This is a genomic window from Pantoea sp. EEL5, from assembly GCF_049892805.1.
Classification (GTDB): Bacteria; Pseudomonadota; Gammaproteobacteria; order Enterobacterales; family Enterobacteriaceae; genus Pantoea; species Pantoea ananatis.
Window position 1 is genome coordinate 64687 of record NZ_JBNDNJ010000010.1, and the last position, 20973, is coordinate 85659.

Genomic DNA, 20973 nt, shown 5'->3' on the forward strand with positions numbered 1-20973 from the left:
CCCTCTTCATCATCCTTTAGTCATTATCATGAATATAATACGCGGCATCAGCAGGCTGAAAATCGGTCATTTCGCCTGTGGCGATGCCCGTGGCTAATGCCTGCTTGTTGTCCAGCAGCTTATGGTTATCTTCACTGTAGGTGATCTTTTCAATCTGCTCGTCAGTGAGGTGGGTGCAGGACTGATAAATCGTTTTTATCATGTTCCGGTATCTGCTGGTAAATTCGGTTTTCTCGTCCAGCATATTTTCACTGACATTGCTACGCGGCGCGTTTCCAACGGTTGGCGCATGCAATAAGAAAATGCTGTCACCCATAACCTGCCTCTTTTGTGCGCCGCAGTAGATCATCGTCGCCGAGGACTCGACGGAGGAGGCGTTCACGGTCGTAACGGGAATGGGGGAGTTTTTAACGATCTGATAACCAATTTTCCCGGCATCAATGTCACCACCGGGGCTGCTGATATAGAGCAGCACCTGCGTGGCTGATTTATAATTCTGGCCGATCTCGTCGAGCACGGATGAAAGCGACATCACCTTATTAAGCGTGACCACGCCGGTAAAAAACACCTTTACGGATTTAACCGTATTTGGCGGGCGTTTGCCGTCAACGACTCTGTTGATAGCAGCCAAAGAGGGTGCACTGATCGTAATAAACAGGGCCGCTATCAAAGCGTTATATTTCATTGTTGAATCATCCCTCCATTTTTTTTCATTTCTTATCAGCCACAGGGATTTTATGCAATGCCGATTGGTTATTTGCAGGGCTTTGTTACCCTTTAATATATTTCACATTATTATTTATCAGGCATTTTTAATCGTTAGGGTGCGAATTTTTTTCCTCGCGATAGTAATAGCGTGAATCTCGGAATACCTGATGCTTAACACCGTTTTGGATATCGCGAAACCTGTTATCAGTGAACACCTGCGCCTCTGAACGGAGTGCTGTCACCTGAAAGCAAATGGCGGCGCATGGAGGATAATCCAGCTGTCGGGTGATTGCCGGATGACCGTGAATGCGTTGACCAGGCACGTTCGACGCGTGCACTGAAGGCGCTCTCAACACAAAACGCTGTCAGTGTCGGTCAGGTCATCGATTCGCGCCTTATCCTGGGTGTATTTTCGCCTGTCTGCGCTCGCGTGCAGTGAAAACATGAAGAGACCTTCGCGCGACATCACGTTTTTAGTGGCGGTGTATTGAGGCGCAAAATGAAACTGATAAGATGCCTTTTTTAAATTGTTACTGCTGCGGCAGGCAAAACCTGATTTCCTGGCCTGTGCCGGAAGTCGGGTTTTTTTGTTTCTGGGGTTCTGATGAAAATCGCCAAAATAGTTAATAACAATGTGGTGGTTGTTCTGGATGAGCACGGCCGTGAGCAGGTTGTTATGGGCCGGGGGCTGGCCTTTCAGAAACGGGTCGGTGAAGAACTGGATAAACAGCGCGTCGAAAAGGTGTTTACGTTGCAAAACGATGAGCTGGTTCACCGCCTGGGGGAACTGCTCAACCAGATCCCGCTGGAGGTCATGACGACCTGCGATCGCATTATCGAACGGGCAACAGAATGTCTGGGAAAATTGCAGGAAAGTTTGTACATCACCCTGACCGATCACTGCTACTTTGCGATTGAGCGGCAGAAGAAAGGGCTGGCGATAAAAAATGTGCTGCTGTGGGATATCAAACGTCTTTATCCCAAAGAGTTTGCGCTAGGGCAGGAGGCCAGGCAAATCATTGCCCGTCGCCTTCAAACCGAGTTGGACGAGGACGAGGCGGGTTTTATCGCGTTGCACCTGGTCACGGCGCAACTTAACAGTGAAATGCCTGAAGTGATGCACGTCACCCGGGTTATGCAGGAAATCCTGCAGTTGGTGAAATATCAACTGAGGCTGGAGTATCAGGAGGAATCGCTCAGCTATCAGCGTTTTGTGACGCATCTGAAGTTTTTTGCGCAGCGCATGTTAACGCGCACCGTGGTGGAAGATGATGATGTTTCACTGCATTCGGCAGTAAAAGACAACTATGCGAAAGCCTGGAAATGCGCTGAAAAGGTTTCACAGTATCTACAGCAAAACTATCAGCGTGAGCTGACAACAGAAGAGATTGTGTTTCTTGCCATTCATATCGAACGGGTAAGAAAAGAGGCGCATTAAGCCTGATTAACACAGGATTGTAACTGCATTGCGCAGGCAAAACCTGAGCGCGGCCCATGACACACAAGGGGGCCGTTCTCAGGTTTTTTTATTTTTAACGGATGCCACCGGCATCGCTCTGAGGACAGCAACATGAAATATCAACCGTTGGCCAGAGATATTCTCAGCCACGTCGGCGGCAAAGAGAACATCGTCAGTCTGGTGCATTGTGCCACGCGTCTTCGCTTCCGGGGCAGGCACCCTGGCACGCAGTCGCAAGAAAAGCTTCTTCTGGTATCAGGACGTGATCGCATCCAAAGGCGCATCGTTAACAGCCCGTCCTTAACAGCATAACGTCCCTCAGGCGGCTTGAGGCTGCGCGATTCTGTTGCCTCAGCTTGCCTGCCATTTTGCGGCTGGCCTCTGTCTCGTCGGCAGCCGACGCTGCCACATCATCCATCAGGCGACTCTGCCTAACGCCAGCCTTGCCGGTCTCTGCTGATATTTTGACTGTCGCATTTCCCCAACATCGCTCCCGTTTAAAAGCGTAAAAACTCCTCCAGCGTCACATATCGCCGCTTATGCTGATACCTTTTTGTGACAAATAACACAACCTCATAACATTTACCTGCGGCGGAAAAAGTTTGACTAGATAATGAGTGTACTTTGTACACCACGGTTTTACAGAGTAAAACAAGAGATATATCCAGGCGTAAAACCATGACAATTCTGCGAGGAACACCATGTCTGACAAGATGCCGAATGGCGCATTAACCTCCGATATCGAACAGCAGACCGTAAAACGCGTGATAAGACGGATTCTCCCCTTCCTGATCGTCTGCTATCTGATCGCTATCATTGACCGCGGCAACATCGGGATGGCGGCGTTGCAAATGAACGAGGATCTCGGCCTGTCCAAAGCGGTATTTGGTCTGGCAAGCAGTCTATTTTTTGTCGGCTATTTTCTGTTCGAAGTGCCCAGCAACTTAGCGATGCAAAAGATTGGCGCAAAGATTTGGATATCTCGCATTATGGTGACGTGGGGCATCGTGTCCGTCTGCACCGCCTTTGTTTCAAGCGCTGAAATGCTCTATTTCCTGCGCTTCTTGCTGGGTGCTGCCGAGGCGGGGTTTTTTCCCGGCGTTATCCTGTATTTGACCTACTGGATCCCCGGTAAGTACCGCGCCCGCGTCATCGCGACGTTTATGGTGGCCATTCCGGCGGCAAACTTCATTGGTTCACCGATCTCGGGCGCAATACTCTCGCTGGATGGCTGGTTCGGGTTACGCGGCTGGCACTGGCTGTTTATTTTAGAAGGCATTCCAGCCGTGCTTTTAGGCGTCGCCGCCTTTTTCCTGTTAAGCAATCGCCCTGAAAATGCGACCTGGTTAACCGAAGATCAGCGCAACTGGCTCAGCACCACGCTGGCTGAAGAGAACGCAAAACGTAAAGTGATTGGGCATATTTCGTTGTGGCAGCTCCTGCGTCACAAACATATCTGGGTGATGGCGCTGATTTACGCAGGGGCTTCGGCTGCCGGTTCTACATTGAGCGTCTGGTCGCCGCAGTTGCTTAAGTCGTTTGGACTCGACAACTTCACCACCGGGCTGGTCAACGCGATTCCTTATGGCCTGGCGTCGGTGTTGATGATTGTCTGGGGACGTAGCTCTGACCGCACGGGCGAACGCCGCTGGCATACCGCGTTAACGCTTTTCCTGATCGCGGGTGGGCTGCTCTCTGCCTTCCTTACGCAGTCGCTGGCGGGAAGCGTGGTGATTCTGTCGCTGGTTCTGATTGGTGCTTATTCCATGAAAGGCCCGTTCTGGGCGCTGGCGTCCGGCTGGATGTCTTCTACCACCGCAGCGGCGGGCTTAGCGGCTATCGGCGCAATGGCGAATTTGATTGGTGGTGGCCTGATGGTCAACGTCTACGGCATTATCAATGAGCAAACTGGCAGCCATGCGCTGGCGATGGTGCCACTGGCGGTACTCTGCGCGGCGGGCGGTATCGCGGTGCTGATCATGGGCCGCAAAAGCGCCGCAAAAATCGAGGTTGATCAGAGCCTGTCACCGGCAAGCAAATAGTGGGTTCAACCTGAAAAACCAGTAAAGCGCCTGCGGGCGCTTTTTTTGTAGCCGATGACATGGCGGAATAAGGCTTAACAGGAAAAGGTAAAGGCGCCGGAGCGCCTCAGGGGAGGGGATGACTATGCTTTGCGGTAAGGATCTTTGATTAACGCTACGGTAAACGCGCCAATCAGCAACACGGCGGAAACTGCCAGCAGCGCCCACATAAAACCCCCGCTTGTCTGACGCACATAGCCAATAAGCGAAGGCCCGACAAATCCCCCCAGATTGCCGACAGAAACAATCATGGCTAATCCGCCTGCGGCCGCGCTTCCTGTGAGAAAACCCGAAGGCAGTGCCCAGAATGACGCCTGAAAAGCCAGAATGCCGCTGACGGTAAAACAGAGCGCAAGCATCTTCACCACCGGCTCATTCACGACGGCGCTGCAGGCCAGCGCGATGGCGGCGATAACCAGCGCAGCGCTGATCCAGCGAATGCGGTGGCCGGAGGCATTGGCCCGCTGCGCCCAGAACAGCATGCTGAAGGCACCACAAATATAAGGTAGCGCGGTCAGAAAACCCGTGGCGGTATGGCTCACGCCAATCTGCTTGATGATCTGCGGCATCCACAGGCCCACGCCGATAGAACCGACAATGCCGCAAAAATTAATGAAAGCCAGCAGGTAAAGCAGGGGATTGCGCAGCGCGTCACGCAGGCTGGCACCGTGCGCCCTTTCAATTTGCTGCTGCTCGTTTGCCAGTCGTCGGCTCAGCAACGTTTTTTCCGCCTCGCTCAGCCAGTTGGCCTTTGCCGGGCGATCGTTGAGGAAGAACAGGCACAGGACGCCGAGGATAACGGCCGGAAACCCTTCCAGCAGCAGCAACCATTGCCAGTTACGAATGTGTTCATGCCCGGTGATTTGCATCAACATGCCGGATAAGGGCGCGCCGATGATATTGGCCACGGGGATGCCGACTAAAAATGCCGCCGTGATTTTTGCGCGCCAGCTTCCGGGAAACCAGTAGGTGAAGAACAGATAAATACCCGGTGTAAAGCCTGCTTCAGCCACGCCCAGGCAAAAACGGGCAAAGGCAAAGCTGACCGGCCCGGTAACGAAGGCGGTCGCCATGGAGATGATGCCCCATGAGATCATGATGCGGGCGATCCAGATACGAGCCCCCACTTTTTGCATAATCAGGTTACTGGGCACCTCAAACAGAAAATAGCCGATGAAAAACATCCCGGCACCAAACCCGAACTGCTCAGCCGTAATGCCCAGATCGGCGTTCATGCCCAGTGCGGCGAAGCTGACATTGGTGCGATCCAGATAACTGACCACGTAGCAGATGAAAATAAAAGGCAGGATACGGCGGAACGCTTTAGCCGCCGCCCGTTCGCTTTGTTCAAAATCAGTTTGATTCATGTCTTCATGGGATGCAGACACGGCTGCTGGCTCAACAGGTGAGCCAGTGCTTACAGAATGCAGATTCATGGTTGCCTCCGCTGCGTTCAGAAAACGCAGTGTTGTTCTCAGAGAAAATCGGTGGACAGGAAGGGCAGTGGATGGCCTGGTGTTTTCATTGAACAGGTAAGAATGCTGCCGCTGACCGATTCGGTAATAAACAGCTGCTGTAAATTTTCGCCACCAAAACAGAGATTGGTGGTGGAGCGTCCGGCGGGACTGGTGAGAATTTCTGCGGGCTCAGCCAGATCGTTCAGCAGCCAGACGCGGCCCAGGCCAGGGTTGGCAATCAGCAGCTCGCCGTGCGCGTTCATGGCTAATCCATCGGGACCGCTGGGACCGTGCGAGGTAAAATACTGACCGACCTTGCTGACTGAACCATCGCGCTGAAGCGGCACGCGCCAGATCGCATTGCCGCGCGTCATTGCGACATACAGCACTTTTTCGTCTGGCGACAGCACCAGCCCGTTTGGGCTTGGGCAGTTATCCAGCAGGATATCCAGCCTTCCGTCCTCGCTGAGCCGATAAACCCGTCCTGTGGGATCGTGCAGCCCGGTTTGCCCCTGATCGGTGAAATAGAGGTTCCCCCGGCTGTCGGGCGTTAAATCGTTCACGCCGCGAAAACTCTCGCTGTTACGGCGCGACAGCCACGGTGTGATTTTTTGCGTTTTGAGACAGAGCTTCATTAACCCGTGACGATAATCCGTAATCAGAAGCGTCTCCGGACCGACAAGTTTCATGCCGTTGGGTTCGCCATCGTATTGCACGATGATGTCCCAGTTGCCTGCCATATCAACGCGGAATATCCGGCCATAGGGAATGTCGGTCAGGTAAAGACAGCCCGAGGGATGCCAGACCGGCCCTTCAAGAAAAGAGTCGGTAAGCTGGCCGCCGCGATTCGCGGTGGCCCAGGCATTGTGACGGTCAGGTGCGCGGAAGCGGTCGGGCAACCGGGTAAAAACCGATGTCTGCCTGACCTCCGGTGTGGTCAGGCACATCATACGGTGGCTTCCTTTTGCGCTAATACTTTAAGCAGATTGGTTACGGAGGCCGTGCCCATTTTCACGTAAGAATTATCACTCACACCGCCGATATGCGGCGTAATGATGACGTTTTCCACCTTCTGCCAGATGTGCGGCGCAGTCAGCGGCTCAACGGTAAAGCTGTCCAGCGCCGCGCCGCTGAGTCTGCCGCTGTTAAGGGCACGAATCAGGGCATCATCATCAATCAGTCCACCGCGCGCGGTATTCACCAGCACGGCGCCGGGTTTGAACTGTGCCAGGGCCTGGTCATTGATCATCTTGCTGTTTTGCGCGGTCAGCGGACAGTGCAGTGACACAATATCTGCGCGCGCATACAGCGTGGCTAAATCGTCCACCTGCTCACAGCCTGCGGGCAGCGTTTTCGCCCAGGGATCGTAAGCTATCACCTGCATGCCAAACACCCGACCAATGTCCGCCACCCGGCCGCCTATCGCCCCCAGCCCAACCAGCCCAAGCGTCCGGCCTTCAAGTTCAAGCGACTTGTGGGTGGATTTATCCCAGTAGCCGTCACGCATCCGGCGATCCAGCGGGATCAGGGATTTGGTGCAGGCCAGAATCATGGCCCAGGTATGTTCTGCCACCGCTGCCGCATTGGCACCGGGCGCAGACTGGACGCTGATGTTTCGTTCGGCCGCCGCCGTTTGATCGATAACGTCAATGCCGCTGCCATGCTTGGAGATCACGCGCAGGGCAGGCGCTGCATCCATGATGCGGGCGTTAATTTTTCCATAGCGCACCACAATCCCGACCGGATTGTGCTGCTCACAAAGCGCAACAAGATCGTCTTCTGACGGCTTAGTGCCCGCAAAGACCACCTCATAATCCTCCAGCATCGCGAGCGCGGCGGGAGCGATGTCTGCGCCGGTAATGATGACTGTGTCCTTTTTACGCATCACAGTTCCTCCCCTTCCGCTAACATGCCCGCTGCACGCAGGGCACCGTTCAACCAGCCCGGCCTTTTGTCACCGGCTTTGATCGCCGCAATACGGCGGGTTTCCATATCCAGTTTTTTCGCCGCGAGCTCCAATACCACTTCTACTTCATCGCGTGGCACCACCACCACGCCATCGATATCACCCACCACCAGATCGCCCGCGTTAATCGTGGCGCCGGCAACAGAAACCGGGTAATTCACGCGACCAGGAATGAACTTCGTCGGGCCACAGGGATTGAGCCCGGCCGAGAAAACGGGATAGGTATGCGTGCTCAGTGCGTCCGCATCCCTGACCGCACCATCGATGATAATCCCGGCAATGCCGGATGCTTCGGCCTGGGTTGCCATGATTTCGCCTAACAGCGCGCAGCTGATATCGCCCTTGCCATCCACGACGATGACATCGCCGGGTTTGGCCACCGCCAGCGCAGCATGGATCGCCAGGTTATCACCCGGGCGCACTTCCACTGTCACCGCCGGCCCGGCCACTTTCATATGTGTGCCCAGCGGTTTGATACGGCCATGCAGCGTGCCGCGTCTGCCCGCGACATCCGCAATAATCGCGGCCTGAAATTCAGCGGCACGTCTGACATAATCACTGCTGACTCGCGTAACGTCTCGGTTGATCATCGGTTTTTCGTTCGCGGACATGGGTCACCTCACAGGTTGATTGTTTTACAGGGTAAAACTGTGTTGTACGTAATGAAATAACTATATCGGTGACACTGACCACGGCGCCAGTGTTGCGAGCTTGTTTGTGATGTAAACAAGATGTGACTCACAGTTTCGGGTACACTCGGTGCCAGCAAAAATCAGGAGAAGCGAAATGGGAAACGAAGGCGTTAATGCGGTAGAGAAGGCGCTGGCCTTGCTGGATTGTTTTAAGCCAGGCGAAGAAAGCCTGTCCCTGACGACGCTGTCGCAGCTTTCGGGCTACCACAAAACCACCGTTTATCGACTGATGAATTCGCTGGAACGTATGAGTTACGTGGTCAGAAGGGATAACGGCATTTACACCCTGGGGCCAAGGCTGCTTTATCTGGGCAAGCTCTATGAACAGTCGTTTCATCTGGCCAGCGTGGTTCAGCCCGAACTGCAAACGCTGGCCTCAGCCACAAAGGAAAGTGCCAGCTGGTATGTGATTGATAGCGGCCAGCGTCTTTGTGTCTTTCGTGCCGAATCCTCAGATGGCTTACGGCATACGCGACTGCCGGGCTCGCTGTATCCGCTGGACAACTCCGCAATTGGTCAGGTTCTGCGTCACTGGGGGATGGGCGAAACCTTGTTTGATGACGCAGCGGATTTACCGCTCTATACCTCGGGCGCGCGCGATCCCCATACTGCCGCCTTTGCCATCCCGGTGTTTGGCGAAGGGGATAAGTTAGCCGCAGCCCTGGCGTTAACCGGCCCATCGTCACGGTTAACGCTGGATCGCAAAGAGGCGGGATTGGGAGAACTGATGCGAGAGTCCGCAGCCAGACTTTCCGCTCAACTCGGCGCGAGAAAAGCGTTCTGTGATGTTGTTTACGCACACAACGCGTAAAAAACCTGTTGCTGAACGCGTGCATGAATACAGCCACAGGCTCTATATGCGCGCGTTGGCCCGCAGGTTGACTGAAAGCGCCGATGGCATAACCATCGGCGTTTTGCCCGGGGCGCAAGGTTAACGGTAGTAGACCGCAATGTGCTGTCCCGCCACGGTTTCAACCACGACAGGTATTTCAAAAAGGCGCTCAATAAGATCGGGTTTCATCATATCAGCCGGCGAGCCGCAGAAAAAAACCGCACCGTTCTTCATGGCGATAATATGGTCTGAATACGTCGAGGCGAAGTTAATATCATGGATAACCAGGATGATGGATTTTCCCAGCTCGTCAGCGGCGCGCCGTAGCTGCTTCATCATGGTCACGCTGTGTTTCATATCCAGATTATTCAGCGGCTCATCCAGCAGCACGTATTTTGTATTTTGACACAGCACCATCGCGACAAAAGCGCGCTGTCGCTGGCCTCCCGAGAGTTCATCAAGATAACGTTCAGCAAGCGGGAGCAAATCCAGAAAATACAGTGCCTGATGGATATGATGCTTATCGTTTTCCGTGATGCGCCCTTTGGAATAGGGATAGCGACCAAAACTCACCAGATCGTACACCGAGAGCCGGCTGGTGACCTGATTTTCCTGCCGCAGTACCGACATAATTCGCGCCAGCTTCTCGCTGTGTGCTTCATTGACGATGAGCGAATCGATTCTGACCTCACCGCTGTCGGGCTTCAACAAGCGGCTAATCACCGACAGCAAGGTTGATTTGCCTGCCCCATTGGGCCCGATGATTGAGGTAATGCCCGATGAGGGCAGGGTTTCGTTGATGTTTTTAAGGACAGATAACGGGCCGTATGCCTTATTCACATTCACAACTTCAATCACGTCGCCACCTTTTTCAGAATCAGGTAAATAAACAGTCCACCGCCTAAAAATTCAATAATGACGGACAGCGTTCCCGCCATGTTAAACACCTGCTCCAGGATTAACTGTCCGCCCGTCAGCATGATGATGCCAATCAGCACCGTTCCCGGTAGCAGGTAGCGATGACGCCACGATCCCACCACGGGCCAGGCAAGGTTGACCACCAATAGCCCCAGAAATGTCATCGGCCCGACCAGCGCAGTTGAAATTGCCACCAGGAGCGAAACCAACAGCAACAGACCGGTGACATAACGCTGAAAAGGGACACCAAGTGCCGTCGCGCTATTGCGCCCTAACGCAATAACGTCCAGGCGGTGCCGTATGCGCCAGACGATAATCGTGATTGCGGCAATCAGCACGGCCGAAAGGGCCAGCACCGCCGGGTCAGCATGGGTAAAGGTGGCAAACATACGGCTTTGCAGCACGGCGAATTCGCCAGGGGAGAGTAAACGTTGCATCAGACCCGAAAGGCTGCGAAAGAGGGTGCCAAACACCAGGCCCGTTAACAGTACCCGGTGAAGATCCAGCCCACTGCGGTTAAATAGCCAGCGATAGAGCAGCGTGGCAAAGATCATCAACAGTGCCGTTTCGCCAAGAAACGGCACCATACTTCCCACCTGGCTCAGTTGCGAAAGCTGAACAAAAAATACCAGCAGGGTTTGGATAAACACAAAAAGCGACTCAAGGCCCATGACCGAGGGCGACAAAATGCGATTTTGCGTGATGGTTTGAAAAAGCAGCGTACTGATGCCGGATGCAAAGGCGACCAGCACGATGGTGAATAAAATCTGCCCCCGATGTTTTAATACGTAGCTGATGTTTCCCTGCAGATGCAAGGTCATAAAGACAAGGGAAACAATGACCGCAAGCAGGGCTAACAGGCTGATTCGCCAGACGGGCGAGGAGACGTTTTTCAGGGATCGGGACAGCGGTGACAGATCAGTTGCCATAGCGCCTTCCTCTGATAATCAGCACCAGAAAAACCGCCGCGCCCAGTACGCCGAGTAAAGCACTGACCGGGACTTCAAAGGGATAAATAATCAGCCGCCCCAGGATATCGCAGCTCAAAACCAGTATGGCCCCTGTCATCGCGACCCAGGGCACGGTGCGGCGCAGGTTATCGCCGAAAATCATGCTGACAATATTCGGCACAACCAACCCCAGGAAAGGCAGGACACCGACGACAACGATCACCACGCCGCTGACAATGGCGATCATCGCCATCCCCGTTAACTGGATCTGGCGATAGTTCAGCCCGACGTTAACCGAGAAGTCCTGGCCCAGACCGGCCACCGTGAAGCGATCGGCAATCAAGGCCGCCAGCAGGGTAATCAGTCCGACAATCCAGATCAGCTCATAGCGGCCCTGCATTACACTGGAAAAGTCGCCGGATTCCCAACTGCCCAGCGACTGCAGGATATCAAACTGCATCCCCAAAAATGTCGTTACCGAGCTGAAAACGGCGCCCAGCATGATGCCAGCCAGCGGCACAATAAACGCGCTTTTCTGCCGGATGCGCTGAATGAGCAGCATAAACAGTACCGTACCGGCCAGCGCAAACAGGGAAGCGATGCACATTTTGACGATAACGGGCGCCGCCGGATACCAGACCATCACCAGCAGAAGCCCCAGGCTTGCGGACTGGGTTGTACCCACGACCGAAGGCTCAACAAAGCGGTTCTGCGTCAGCATCTGCATGATCTGGCCTGCCACGCTCATCGCGCTGCCGGCAAGCACCAGCGCGACAGTACGTGGAAAGCGGCTGACAAACAGAATTTCCCGCATCTCGGCATCGTGCCACAGGTCGATTAATGACATGCGGGTTACGCCCGTGACTAAGCTCAGCATAACCAGCGTAGACAGCAGCCCCAGGCCGATGAGATAAGCCCCGTATTTCATTCAGGCTGCTCTCTGGCAGCGAGCAGTTGTTGTTTGATCTGGCTCATCATGAGGCTGTAGCTCTGGAGCCCGCCGGCAATATACAGCGAGGCGGAATCCAGCCAGATAATCTGCTGCTTTTTCCATGCGGTGGTGCGGCGCACCAGCGGATTATCCAAAACCTGACGGGCCGACAGGCCTTCTTTACTGCCGATGGCGCTGTCACGGTCCAGAACGAACAGCCAGTCGGGATTCGCCTGCATGATCAACTCGGGTGAAATGGCATTGCCATGTTTGCTGGCGTTGGGCAGAGAGAGTGCAGGCTTGAACTGCAGCACATCAAAAACAAAACCAAAGCGGGAGTGCGGCGTATAGGCGCTGAGTTTGCCGCCGTTAACCATCAACATCATGGCGCTTCCCGACCGGGTGGCGAGGGGGCGAAGGTCTGCAATCTGCGCGTTAAATGCGGTTAAAACGGCTGTTGCCTGCGCCTGTTTGCCAAAGATCTCCCCCAGTTGCGTCGTGCGCTGCGTCAGGCTTTGCATGAAATCATGCGGGTCAATATCCAGAGAAACGGTGGGCGCGATACCGCTGAGTTTGTTGTAGGCCGCCAGGGATCTGCCACCGGCAAAGATCGCCTCCGGTGCGGCGGCGCTTAAGGCTTCATAGGCAGGCTCAAACAGCGTTCCGGCATTGAAATAGCCCTGACCATTATATTTAGCCAGATGCGCCGGATAGGTGAAACCGGCTTGCGGGACGCCCGCCGGTGTAATGCCTAATGCATCGGCAATATCCAGCGTGGACGGATTGAGGATCACCACGCGTTGAGGGTGCTGCGGCAGCGTCGTGGTTCCCTGCAGATGCGCTACCCTGACCGTTGGTGCTTCACCAGCAGATGCCGGAGGCAAAACCGTCAGTACCCAGGCCAGGGGCAATAAAATCGACAGAAACGGGAAACGCATGTGTTCTCCTTGCGCGTGGTTAGGGTCCGTATAAGGTCATGGGTTTTGGTTTATACGCAGTTCTGATTACCTGCTTTACGCGCCTGTATCACGCAGCGGCCGCAATGCATAAAACGTGATGCCGGGCCAGTTACTGTTCAGGCTGCTCTCTGTCCATCCCACGCTCGCTGAGATCAATCATCCTGTGACGGCGCCTTGACGGGGCGGCGTGAGAGCATTAGTGGGGCGATCAGAATGACGCCGTTATTGAGGCATACATCGTGCGGCCGGAAACCGCGTAGTTGTTGCCTGAAACCCCGCTGGAGGACGGATGGTCAGAGACAGGGTTTTTATCAAAAAGATTGTCCAGCCCGGCATTAAACTTAAGGTTTTTCGTTGCCCGGTACTGGCCAGACAGGCCATAAATCATGTAGGCATTGCGGATACGTGCCGTCGCGGTATTGCCTCTCGCCGCCTGGTCTGCGCTGCTGTTCAGCCCCAGCATCTTTCCGTAGTATTTTGCGGTAAATGAAAGGCTGATGTCGTCATTGACCTGCCAGTCAAGGGAGGACCACGTGGCGAGCGTTGGCGTTGTCACGAGCATCACGCCCAGAGAATCTTCGGCTTTGAGCATTCGCGTGAACGTATTACTCAGCGACAGGCGCTTCATCCAGGGGCCCATTTCTTCTGAAATCAGGGGAAGGGTCACATTGCCTTCCAGGCCCTGGGTTCGCGCCCTATCGAGATTGATGCGTTCAAGCCAGTAGCGGCCTGAGGTATCACCGGGTAAATAGCCAACAGGCGCAGAGGCGATTTTGTCTTTGAAGCGGCTGTCGAAGAACGTCAGCCCCGCGCTCCATCCTTCATAATCGAAGATCGCGCCCACTTCCCAGTTTTGTGACGTTTCAGGCTTGAGTTTATCGCTGCCCATCGTGTAACAGCCGCCGCCGTGGTAATCGGCATAGCCGTTACATCCAGCGCCTTTGGAGGATTCAATAAAGCCTTTGCTTGCCTGGCGCACGCTGGGTGCTTTAAAACCTTCTGAATATCCCCCTTTTAACGTCAGCGTATCCGTGGCCTGCCAAACCAGATAGGCGCGTGGCGTTGTCCTGTTACCGTAATCGGTATTATCTTTGCGCAGGCCCAGCGTCAGTGAAACAGTATCCAGCAGGTCGATTTGATCTTCGACAAACAGGCCGGTACTTTTGGCCTGAGCGTGATGTTTGCCATAGCTGCTGGAGGCGTCCGCCACCACGCCAACAGAGCGAGGGTTGTTCAGCTCTTCTTTTTTCCACTGTGCGCCGACAGTCAGGTTATGTGGTAACCCGAATTCAAATGGCAGGTTAATATCGCCTTCAACAATGCGTTCTTGATTCCACAGCGCCACATCCTGACTGCCCGTCACCGTACCGCCAGAAATTACTGGAATATCGGTTACCCAGTTTTTAAATTTATTTTGATAAACGTTCAGCTTTGCCGTGCCGAAATCAAAAATACCGCGATAATCGAGCGCATAATTTTCACGTTCAAGTTTATCTACACCGCGCAGCGCAATTTCACTGCCATCCATGGATTCACCGGGAATACCTCGCTCGGTTCCCTGCTGAGTGGAAACGGCGATGCGCTGATGAGGGGTGATATCCCAGCCGAGTTCAGCGCCGTAATTTTCATTTTTGCGGCCTTCCTGGCCGCTTCCCCAACGCAATGCGTCGGTTTCGCTTTTATCCGCTTCGCGCTTGTTCCATGAACCATTAACACGCAAATCAAATCCATGGCCCAGCGGACCACCGATGCTGCCTGTCCAGGTCTGGGTATTGCCCCGGTTGCCATCCTGCGGCCGTCGGGTGCCTGCCGTTAATGCGCCGTGCCAGGTATCGCTATTTTTCTTTGTGATAATATTCACGACTCCGCCCATTGCATCCGAACCATAGAGCGCGGACATGGGCCCTCTGACCACTTCAATGCGTTCAATCGCATCAACGGGGATCCAGTTAATATCGTCGAAATAGTTTTGCTGGGTGCTTTTAATACCGTTACTTGAGCCGATGCGTTTGCCGTCAACCAATAACAGCGTATAAGCCGCGGGCATACCGCGCAGTTGAATACCGGAACTGACGTCTGTGCCAATGGCTTTGGTCACGCCTGCGACACGTTCAAGAATATCGGCCAGGTCCGTGGCGGATTTACCAATGTCTCTTTCCAGCTGTTCTGCCGTGATAACAGAGATTGATGCAGGGGCATCTTTCAGTCGCTGTTCAATCGCCGATGCCGTTACCACCATGACATCTTCACTGTCTTCATTCCTGTCAGACTCAGCCAGAGCGGGGGAGATCATGCCAACAGCGGGAACCAATAAACTCGTGGTAATATGGCGAGTGATTTTTTTCAACGGCATCATAACGATTAATCCCTTAACGATTGTCATCCAGTTGATATATCCCTGAGCGAAAGAAATCATAATTCCATATGCAAATAGGAATCAACTCAATAATCATTATCAATTGCCGGAAAAATAAATCCGTCATGAAACTGAGTGGTTTTTTTAAAGAATTAAATTGCCAGAAAGCGTCGTAAGAATACCAGGGTGCCACAAATGCGCCTAAGCTAACTGATTAAGACTGCACAGTTTTGGGATTATCTTTGGCTAAATTTATATTTTCATTAACACTGGCTTGAATAATGAGTTGTCTATAAGTCACGCTTAAATATTAGATATTCTCTTCTTTGTCTCAGAGGACATATACAGGCAGTTAACAATTTCTGGCTTGGTTATTAACTTTCAATAAGCGTTTTATTTATATTTTAACGCTGATCGGGCCGGAATTGCGGTGCTGGTAACGCGTAATCTGCGGGGAACTGGAAAATCAGGCGAATCTTTTATTCAGAATAATGATGAATATCGTATTCAGAGGCGGTGGGGATATTGCAGTGGATTGCGGGCGCATCCGCTAAAACGTGTTCCGGGGATGCTCAATCCTCAGACACGTTTTTGACGTCAGCGCGCCTTTGATACTCCGCGGCTCTCAGAGGAAAGGGACGCGGCGTTCGGATAGCGCATTCACCTTTATTGTCCACACCGAACGGCCAGCAAAGCTGTGCCGATGGTTTTGTTATCCATGGACAGAGACTGGTCTAATGCCTGTACTGGCCAAAAAACGCGGCCAGTGCGTTGGCAGTGGCTTCGGGCTGTTCCTCCGGCTGGAAGTGCCCGCAATTAGCGATGTGCTGGCCGTGTATATCATCGCCGTAGGCTTTCAGCGTCGCCGCCATATCTGCAATCGAGCCTTGATCGGCGGACAGCCCCAGTACCGGCATGACCAGTCGCCCCTGCCTGACCAGCTCCGCATTTTGCGCGGCCGACTGAGACAGCGCTCTGTAAAACGCCAGCCCCGCGCGTAAGCCCCCCGGCGTTTTAAGCAAGCGCTCATATTCGCTCAGTTCAGTCTCGCCATAACAGCTGTGGTTAGCGGCTTTCTCGCGAAAAAACCATTCCAGATAAATGCGCTCACGGCCTGCCAGCAAGGCTTCAGGAAGATCCGCTACGGCATGGAAGGCAAAGTGCCATGTTTTCCAGGATTTGTCAGAAGCCGACGGCAGTTTATCCGGTAATGATATGCCCGGAATACCGGCATCCATCAACGTCAGCGCCCGTATTTCCTCGCCATATAACATTGCATAGGTAAAGGCTACCCAGGCACCGACGTCGTGTGCGGCAAGAAAGTACGATCCTAAACTGAGTGAATCGATAAAGGCATGCAGCCGCGTGGCAACCGTTTGAGTGTCGTAGCCGGAAAGCGGCTTATCTGTGTCACCCTGGCCCGGCAAATCAACGGCGATAATTCGGTATTGATCAGCCAGAGGCAGCATGACATGTCGCCATGCAAACCAGCTTTCAGGAAAGCCGGCCAGCAACACCAGCGGAAAGCCATCCTCACGACCGCCCGTGACATAATGAAAGCGCAGACCTTCTATCCGGGAAAAATGGTGACTAAAACCATCGGGTGCAGAAGGGAGCATGAGAGCAGACATAGGGTTTTCCTAAAGTAAAAGTACACTACCGGCTTACAGCCGCCATGGCGCGTTGTAATCATCCGCCGCTTAAAATGGTGAACCAGGTGCATGGCCCAGATGAGTCATGAAGACCGCTGCAACGGCAATATCGCCCCGGCGAGCGCGGCCTCAACAATCATGCGTTACGCCAGAACCTTCAATGCCTGAGCCACAAAACGCTCAGCATCGTCGGTGAGGGTTGAGGCTTTACCGATGACGCGCATTCCCTGAAGCAACGCCAGAATCACCTCGGCAGCGGCGGCTTCGTTGGTGGTCGCGGCAATGGAACCATCTTGCTTTCCGCTTTTGATCAATTCCGCAATGTTGCTGCGCCGCGTTGCCAGCTGTTTTTCGAGGCTGGTGGCTGCAGCGCCAAGCTGGTCGACGTTAGTAATACCAGCCACCACCATGCAGCCCAGCTTGCCCTCTTTTCCCTGACTGAGCTCAACGTAATCCCGCAGCAGTTCAGCAAGCTTGTCTTTGCTGGTCGTGGCCTTTTCCAGCCGGGTTTTTATGTGCTCTTCACGAAGAAACACATACCGTTCAAGCGCCCTAGCAAAAACGCCCTGTTTGTCTTTATAAGCCTTGTAAACGCTACCGGTACTGAGGTTGGTCGCTGCGGTGATGTCGCTGATGCTGACGTCACTAAAACCACGATCGCGAAATAGCCTGATGGCCCCATCCAGAAATTGCGCTTCGTTAAAAGCACGCGGTCGGCCCGCAGAGGATTGCGCATTGCCGGTGTGGGAAGGGGATTTCATAGCTAATCTCCAATTAGGAAGTGATCGTTTCCTTTTTAGAGCATGGAGGGGGAGGCTGTCAAGGGGAGGAAGAGGGAGGGGGTGACACTGTAGATTCTGATCTCGGGTTCAGGCACAAAGCAGAAGAGACTTGATGAGTGTTAAGACTTAATCAGGCCGGCAGCAGATCTATAGTGTCAATCTAGAGCCATCATCAAATTTCACGTATCAAATGTTATTCACGCCAACTTTATTAAAGTTACTTTATTTACAATTATATTGATGAATACTTTTTTTTGTGATGTGACGCTCATATGCGAAGTGTTTTAATTGACTATTTTTGCATATCCACTTCATGCCTCAAGATATTATAAGGAAATGCGTTAATATTTTAGTGGCGCACCAACAACATTTTGTTGTCAATAATAAATAAATTGTTGTTTCCATTTTTTGGTTTCAAACAATATAGTACATATGAACACGATATGGCTTATTAAATAACGTTGACTCGTGAGGGGTAAAATGAGCGAAATATACATTGAAAAAATTAAAGAATACTTCCCGCAACTCTCAGAAGTAAAAGATAAAACACTTGTAGATGCTACATGCAAAATATGGATCGAGGCATTAAATAATAGTACCTGGAAAAATATAGAGGAAGCGCAATTTGCGACCAGAGCACCAAACGTTGGATTGATTAAGCATACAGAGAGTGTTACGGAAAATGTTCTGGTCATAGCCAGGAACATGATAAGAAAATTTGGATATGACATAAATACAGATACTTTAATTATTTCAGCAGTTTTACATGATGTATGTAAATTGGAAGAAATGGAAATGGATGTTGGTGGACCTGGAACTAGTAAAAAAAGTCTAACAGGTAAACTCTATCAACATGGTTTTTTAAGTGGATATTATTGCCATAAATACGGACTACCTGAAGAGATTACTGCATTAGTTGTTGCACATTCAGGGCAGTCGAGAGTTATCCCACAAGGTAAAGAGGGGATGATTTTATTCTATGCAGACATGATGGATGCAGATGTCCACTTTGTTCATGTTGGAACAGAACTTTGTCTCCATGGGAAATAATACCTAAATTAATAGAATTAATAAGGAACATACTATGTCAGTAGGTAATAGAGTTTTTACAAAAAGAACATTGCCAGATCCAGAAGTGGTTAAAGCATTCAGTAAAATAGCAGCGGCAAATGTGGCGGATTGCATGGGGCGATTGTGTGGAATGAACCCACAAATAAAACTTATGTCGAATCCGTCCGGTAGAATTATGTGTGGTGTTGCATTAACAGTTAAAGCCAGAGCCGGCGATAATATGATGCTTCATAAAGCCATGAATATTTCACAACCAGGCGATGTAATTGTTATCTCAAACGAGGAGGAACGAAGTAGGGCTGTTATGGGTGAAATAATGTTTAATTATTTACAAGGCTTCAAAAAAATAGAAGGGATTGTAATTGATGGCCCGGTCAGAGATATCGATGTCCTTTCAAAAGGAACATTACCTCTTTATGCAACTGGAACAACTCCATCTGGCCCATATAAAGAAGGACCTGGGGAAGTTAATGTTCCTGTTTCATGTGGTGGTATTATTGTAAATCCAGGAGATATCATTCTTGGAGACAGAGATGGCGTAATTGTAATACCCAAAGGTGACGCTCATTCTATTCTGGAAAAAGCGATAGTATTATCTGAAAAAGATAAAAATAAAGCAGCAAACTCTGCAGCGGGTACTGTCAATCGACAATGGGTAGACGATTTATTGGAAAAAAAAGATGTAGAGATAATTGAAAAGCCATATGAATAATAATATTAAAGCAGGAAAGGCGAAATATGAAGTACAAAATAGCAAAGCTTATTCCAGTTGTAATTTTCCCTGTACTAATCTGGATACTTCCGTCCCCTAGTGGACTGGATATTGAGACATGGCATATGGTTGGTTTGTGCCTTTCTCTAATGTGTGGATTAATCATAAAACCTTTTTCCGAACCAATTATTAGCCTGATTATCGTAGGTATTGGATCATTTTTTTTAAAAGATCCCAATTTGCTTTTTCAAGGTTGGGGGAATCAGAGCGTTTGGTTTTTGCTGGCCGTGCTACTAGCTTGTAGTTCATTCAGAAAAAATGGTCTGGGTAAACGTATGGCATACATTTTACTATCCAAGTTTGGGAATACCTCCTTTGGCCGTTCCTCACTTGGTTTGGGATATGTTATGCTGCTCTGTGATTTGATATTAAGTCCAGCAACGGGCTCTAATACATCCCGATCCGCAATTGTTTTCCCGATATTTCGAGGGATAGCGGAATCTCTCGGTTCTCATCCAGACAAGGATCCCAAAAAGTTAGGTGCTTACCTTGAGTTATTAGAGCATGTAATTGCAATGTCAACAGCGGCACTTTTTTTAACCGGGATGGCATCCAATGCAGTGATCGCATCGACTGTAAATCAACTGGTAGGTATAGAGTTATCGTGGGGTTTATGGTTTAAAGCAGCGCTAGTCCCGGGGTTACTTATTCTTTTTATAAGCCCTCTTGTTGTCTATAAGTTATTTCCACCAGAAATACGTGATTTAGGCAATATAAAACCAATCGTTACGCAAAAGCTTGCTGAAATGGGTCCCATGAAACGAGACGAAAAGATCATGTTAGTTCTTTTTATCTTAGCTATTTTGGGATGGAGCATAGGCTATAAAATCGGAATGGGTTTATATATCGTTGCCTTTATCTGGTTAGCCCTGCAGTTGATTTTTGGGTTATTAGATTGGAATGACCTAATGGCTGAAAAAGGGGCCTGGAACATGTTCCTCTGGTATGGTGCATTTTTCAGTATAACCGTTGCTCTGAATCAAGGTGGATTCTATACATGGCTTGCGTCACAATTTCAGTACTACATTGATCTATCTGTGATAAGCGGCTCCCTTGTTTTAGTCATACTGGTATTACTTAGTTTAGTAGTTAAGTATTTTTTCGTTTCGAACGCTGCTTATATTGTATCAATTTACCCGGTCATTCTTACCTTAGCAAAAGCAACTCAGGTAGATATGATGGCTTTGTCATTGATGCTAGCTCTCTTGGGTGCATACGGCGCTTTGCTTTGTAACTACGGAAACGGTGCAAGTATTTATTTATTTGGAAACGGCTATGTTAGCCAAAAAGATTGGTATACAAAAGGCACGATAGTACTTGCCCTTATTGTTGCAGTGCTCTTTGCTGTCGGTCTACCATATTGGAATTTGATTGGTATATTGTAATA

General features: G+C 51.3%; 18 protein-coding genes and 1 pseudogene. 7 read left to right on the forward strand and 12 right to left on the reverse strand.

The genetic code is table 11. The features are described from left to right. Positions 1-16: 16 nt before the first annotated feature. Positions 17-685, reverse strand: a complete 669-nt coding sequence (locus tag ACPXSQ_RS22390; protein ID WP_426144411.1) for an ATP-dependent Clp protease proteolytic subunit — start codon at positions 683-685, stop codon at positions 17-19. 627 nt (positions 686-1312) lie between these two features. On the opposite strand from ACPXSQ_RS22390, the gene licT reads away from it, so the two are divergent. From licT to ACPXSQ_RS22405, 3 genes and pseudogenes are all read left to right on the forward strand, one after another. Continuing rightward, the gene (gene licT / locus ACPXSQ_RS22395; protein WP_426144412.1) at positions 1313-2146 is read left to right on the forward strand and encodes a BglG family transcription antiterminator LicT; all 834 of its coding nucleotides are present in this window, start codon (positions 1313-1315) and stop codon (positions 2144-2146) included. Positions 2147-2236: 90 nt separating this feature from the next. Next, positions 2237-2377: pseudogene (locus ACPXSQ_RS22400) on the forward strand (PTS transporter subunit EIIB); the annotation flags it as partial. A 491-nt stretch (positions 2378-2868) separates the two neighbouring features. Continuing rightward, the gene (locus tag ACPXSQ_RS22405; RefSeq protein WP_013026827.1) at positions 2869-4209 is read left to right on the forward strand and encodes an MFS transporter; all 1341 of its coding nucleotides are present in this window, start codon (positions 2869-2871) and stop codon (positions 4207-4209) included. Positions 4210-4331: 122 nt separating this feature from the next. Here the strand turns inward: ACPXSQ_RS22405 and ACPXSQ_RS22410 are convergent, their stop codons facing one another. From ACPXSQ_RS22410 to ACPXSQ_RS22425, 4 genes are read right to left on the reverse strand one after another with little or no spacing between them, the layout of a single operon-like run. Further along, positions 4332-5684, reverse strand: a complete 1353-nt coding sequence (locus tag ACPXSQ_RS22410; RefSeq protein WP_022623545.1) for an MFS transporter — start codon at positions 5682-5684, stop codon at positions 4332-4334. Between the two features lie 38 nt (positions 5685-5722). Continuing rightward, positions 5723-6655 (reverse strand): SMP-30/gluconolactonase/LRE family protein, encoded by a 933-nt coding sequence (locus tag ACPXSQ_RS22415; protein ID WP_028715542.1) that lies wholly within the window; start codon positions 6653-6655, stop codon positions 5723-5725. Continuing rightward, on the reverse strand, positions 6652-7590 hold the full coding sequence (locus ACPXSQ_RS22420) for a hydroxyacid dehydrogenase (RefSeq protein WP_015699684.1): 939 nt from the start codon (positions 7588-7590) through the stop codon (positions 6652-6654). The genes ACPXSQ_RS22415 and ACPXSQ_RS22420 overlap by 4 nt, the downstream gene beginning before the upstream one ends. Beyond that, positions 7590-8282, reverse strand: coding sequence for a diguanylate cyclase (locus ACPXSQ_RS22425; protein ID WP_014605231.1), 693 nt, complete (start codon positions 8280-8282; stop codon positions 7590-7592). Before ACPXSQ_RS22425 ends, ACPXSQ_RS22420 begins: the two co-directional genes overlap by 1 nt. A gap of 175 nt (positions 8283-8457) precedes the next feature. Here ACPXSQ_RS22425 and ACPXSQ_RS22430 point away from each other — a divergent pair, with 175 nt between their 5' ends. After that, on the forward strand, positions 8458-9174 hold the full coding sequence (locus ACPXSQ_RS22430; RefSeq protein WP_014605232.1) for an IclR family transcriptional regulator: 717 nt from the start codon (positions 8458-8460) through the stop codon (positions 9172-9174). A gap of 120 nt (positions 9175-9294) precedes the next feature. Here the strand turns inward: ACPXSQ_RS22430 and ACPXSQ_RS22435 are convergent, their stop codons facing one another. From ACPXSQ_RS22435 to ACPXSQ_RS22465, 7 genes are all read right to left on the reverse strand, one after another. Then, positions 9295-10053 (reverse strand): ABC transporter ATP-binding protein, encoded by a 759-nt coding sequence (locus tag ACPXSQ_RS22435; RefSeq protein ID WP_014605233.1) that lies wholly within the window; start codon positions 10051-10053, stop codon positions 9295-9297. After that, positions 10050-11042 carry an iron chelate uptake ABC transporter family permease subunit gene (locus tag ACPXSQ_RS22440; RefSeq protein WP_126843427.1) on the reverse strand — a complete coding sequence of 331 codons (993 nt, stop codon included), beginning with the start codon at positions 11040-11042 and terminating at the stop codon, positions 10050-10052. Before ACPXSQ_RS22440 ends, ACPXSQ_RS22435 begins: the two co-directional genes overlap by 4 nt. After that, positions 11032-11991, reverse strand: a complete 960-nt coding sequence (locus ACPXSQ_RS22445) for an ABC transporter permease (protein ID WP_072138235.1) — start codon at positions 11989-11991, stop codon at positions 11032-11034. Before ACPXSQ_RS22445 ends, ACPXSQ_RS22440 begins: the two co-directional genes overlap by 11 nt. Beyond that, a complete protein-coding gene (locus ACPXSQ_RS22450; RefSeq protein WP_426144413.1) occupies positions 11988-12932 on the reverse strand; it encodes a siderophore ABC transporter substrate-binding protein in 945 nt (314 codons plus the stop codon). Before ACPXSQ_RS22450 ends, ACPXSQ_RS22445 begins: the two co-directional genes overlap by 4 nt. A 229-nt stretch (positions 12933-13161) precedes the next feature. Then, a complete protein-coding gene (locus tag ACPXSQ_RS22455) occupies positions 13162-15369 on the reverse strand; it encodes a TonB-dependent receptor domain-containing protein (RefSeq protein WP_426144414.1) in 2208 nt (735 codons plus the stop codon). Between the two features lie 674 nt (positions 15370-16043). Then, positions 16044-16940 (reverse strand): alpha/beta fold hydrolase, encoded by an 897-nt coding sequence (locus ACPXSQ_RS22460; protein WP_426144415.1) that lies wholly within the window; start codon positions 16938-16940, stop codon positions 16044-16046. A gap of 164 nt (positions 16941-17104) precedes the next feature. Further along, positions 17105-17722, reverse strand: a complete 618-nt coding sequence (locus tag ACPXSQ_RS22465) for a TetR/AcrR family transcriptional regulator (RefSeq protein WP_426144416.1) — start codon at positions 17720-17722, stop codon at positions 17105-17107. Between the two features lie 501 nt (positions 17723-18223). Between ACPXSQ_RS22465 and ACPXSQ_RS22470 the strand changes: the two genes are divergently transcribed. The 3 genes from ACPXSQ_RS22470 to ACPXSQ_RS22480 are packed head-to-tail and all read left to right on the forward strand — an operon-like array spanning position 18224 to position 20971. After that, complete coding sequence (locus tag ACPXSQ_RS22470; RefSeq protein WP_110015929.1) at positions 18224-18793, forward strand: HD domain-containing protein; 570 nt, start codon at positions 18224-18226, stop codon at positions 18791-18793. A 34-nt stretch (positions 18794-18827) separates the two neighbouring features. Next, complete coding sequence (locus ACPXSQ_RS22475) at positions 18828-19526, forward strand: RraA family protein (RefSeq protein WP_110015927.1); 699 nt, start codon at positions 18828-18830, stop codon at positions 19524-19526. Positions 19527-19552: 26 nt separating this feature from the next. Continuing rightward, positions 19553-20971, forward strand: coding sequence for a DASS family sodium-coupled anion symporter (locus ACPXSQ_RS22480; protein ID WP_128391909.1), 1419 nt, complete (start codon positions 19553-19555; stop codon positions 20969-20971). Positions 20972-20973: the final 2 nt, after the last annotated feature.

Coding starts and splice junctions, on each gene's coding strand:
- ACPXSQ_RS22390 (WP_426144411.1), bottom strand. CDS start 685: ATGAAATATAACGCTTTGATAGCGGCCCTGTTTATTACGATCAGTGCA.
- licT (WP_426144412.1), top strand. CDS start 1,313: ATGAAAATCGCCAAAATAGTTAATAACAATGTGGTGGTTGTTCTGGAT.
- ACPXSQ_RS22405 (WP_013026827.1), top strand. CDS start 2,869: ATGTCTGACAAGATGCCGAATGGCGCATTAACCTCCGATATCGAACAG.
- ACPXSQ_RS22410 (WP_022623545.1), bottom strand. CDS start 5,684: ATGAATCTGCATTCTGTAAGCACTGGCTCACCTGTTGAGCCAGCAGCC.
- ACPXSQ_RS22415 (WP_028715542.1), bottom strand. CDS start 6,655: ATGATGTGCCTGACCACACCGGAGGTCAGGCAGACATCGGTTTTTACC.
- ACPXSQ_RS22420 (WP_015699684.1), bottom strand. CDS start 7,590: ATGCGTAAAAAGGACACAGTCATCATTACCGGCGCAGACATCGCTCCC.
- ACPXSQ_RS22425 (WP_014605231.1), bottom strand. CDS start 8,282: ATGTCCGCGAACGAAAAACCGATGATCAACCGAGACGTTACGCGAGTC.
- ACPXSQ_RS22430 (WP_014605232.1), top strand. CDS start 8,458: ATGGGAAACGAAGGCGTTAATGCGGTAGAGAAGGCGCTGGCCTTGCTG.
- ACPXSQ_RS22440 (WP_126843427.1), bottom strand. CDS start 11,042: ATGGCAACTGATCTGTCACCGCTGTCCCGATCCCTGAAAAACGTCTCC.
- ACPXSQ_RS22445 (WP_072138235.1), bottom strand. CDS start 11,991: ATGAAATACGGGGCTTATCTCATCGGCCTGGGGCTGCTGTCTACGCTG.
- ACPXSQ_RS22450 (WP_426144413.1), bottom strand. CDS start 12,932: ATGCGTTTCCCGTTTCTGTCGATTTTATTGCCCCTGGCCTGGGTACTG.
- ACPXSQ_RS22455 (WP_426144414.1), bottom strand. CDS start 15,369: ATGATTTCTTTCGCTCAGGGATATATCAACTGGATGACAATCGTTAAG.
- ACPXSQ_RS22460 (WP_426144415.1), bottom strand. CDS start 16,940: ATGTCTGCTCTCATGCTCCCTTCTGCACCCGATGGTTTTAGTCACCAT.
- ACPXSQ_RS22465 (WP_426144416.1), bottom strand. CDS start 17,722: ATGAAATCCCCTTCCCACACCGGCAATGCGCAATCCTCTGCGGGCCGA.
- ACPXSQ_RS22470 (WP_110015929.1), top strand. CDS start 18,224: ATGAGCGAAATATACATTGAAAAAATTAAAGAATACTTCCCGCAACTC.
- ACPXSQ_RS22475 (WP_110015927.1), top strand. CDS start 18,828: ATGTCAGTAGGTAATAGAGTTTTTACAAAAAGAACATTGCCAGATCCA.
- ACPXSQ_RS22480 (WP_128391909.1), top strand. CDS start 19,553: ATGAAGTACAAAATAGCAAAGCTTATTCCAGTTGTAATTTTCCCTGTA.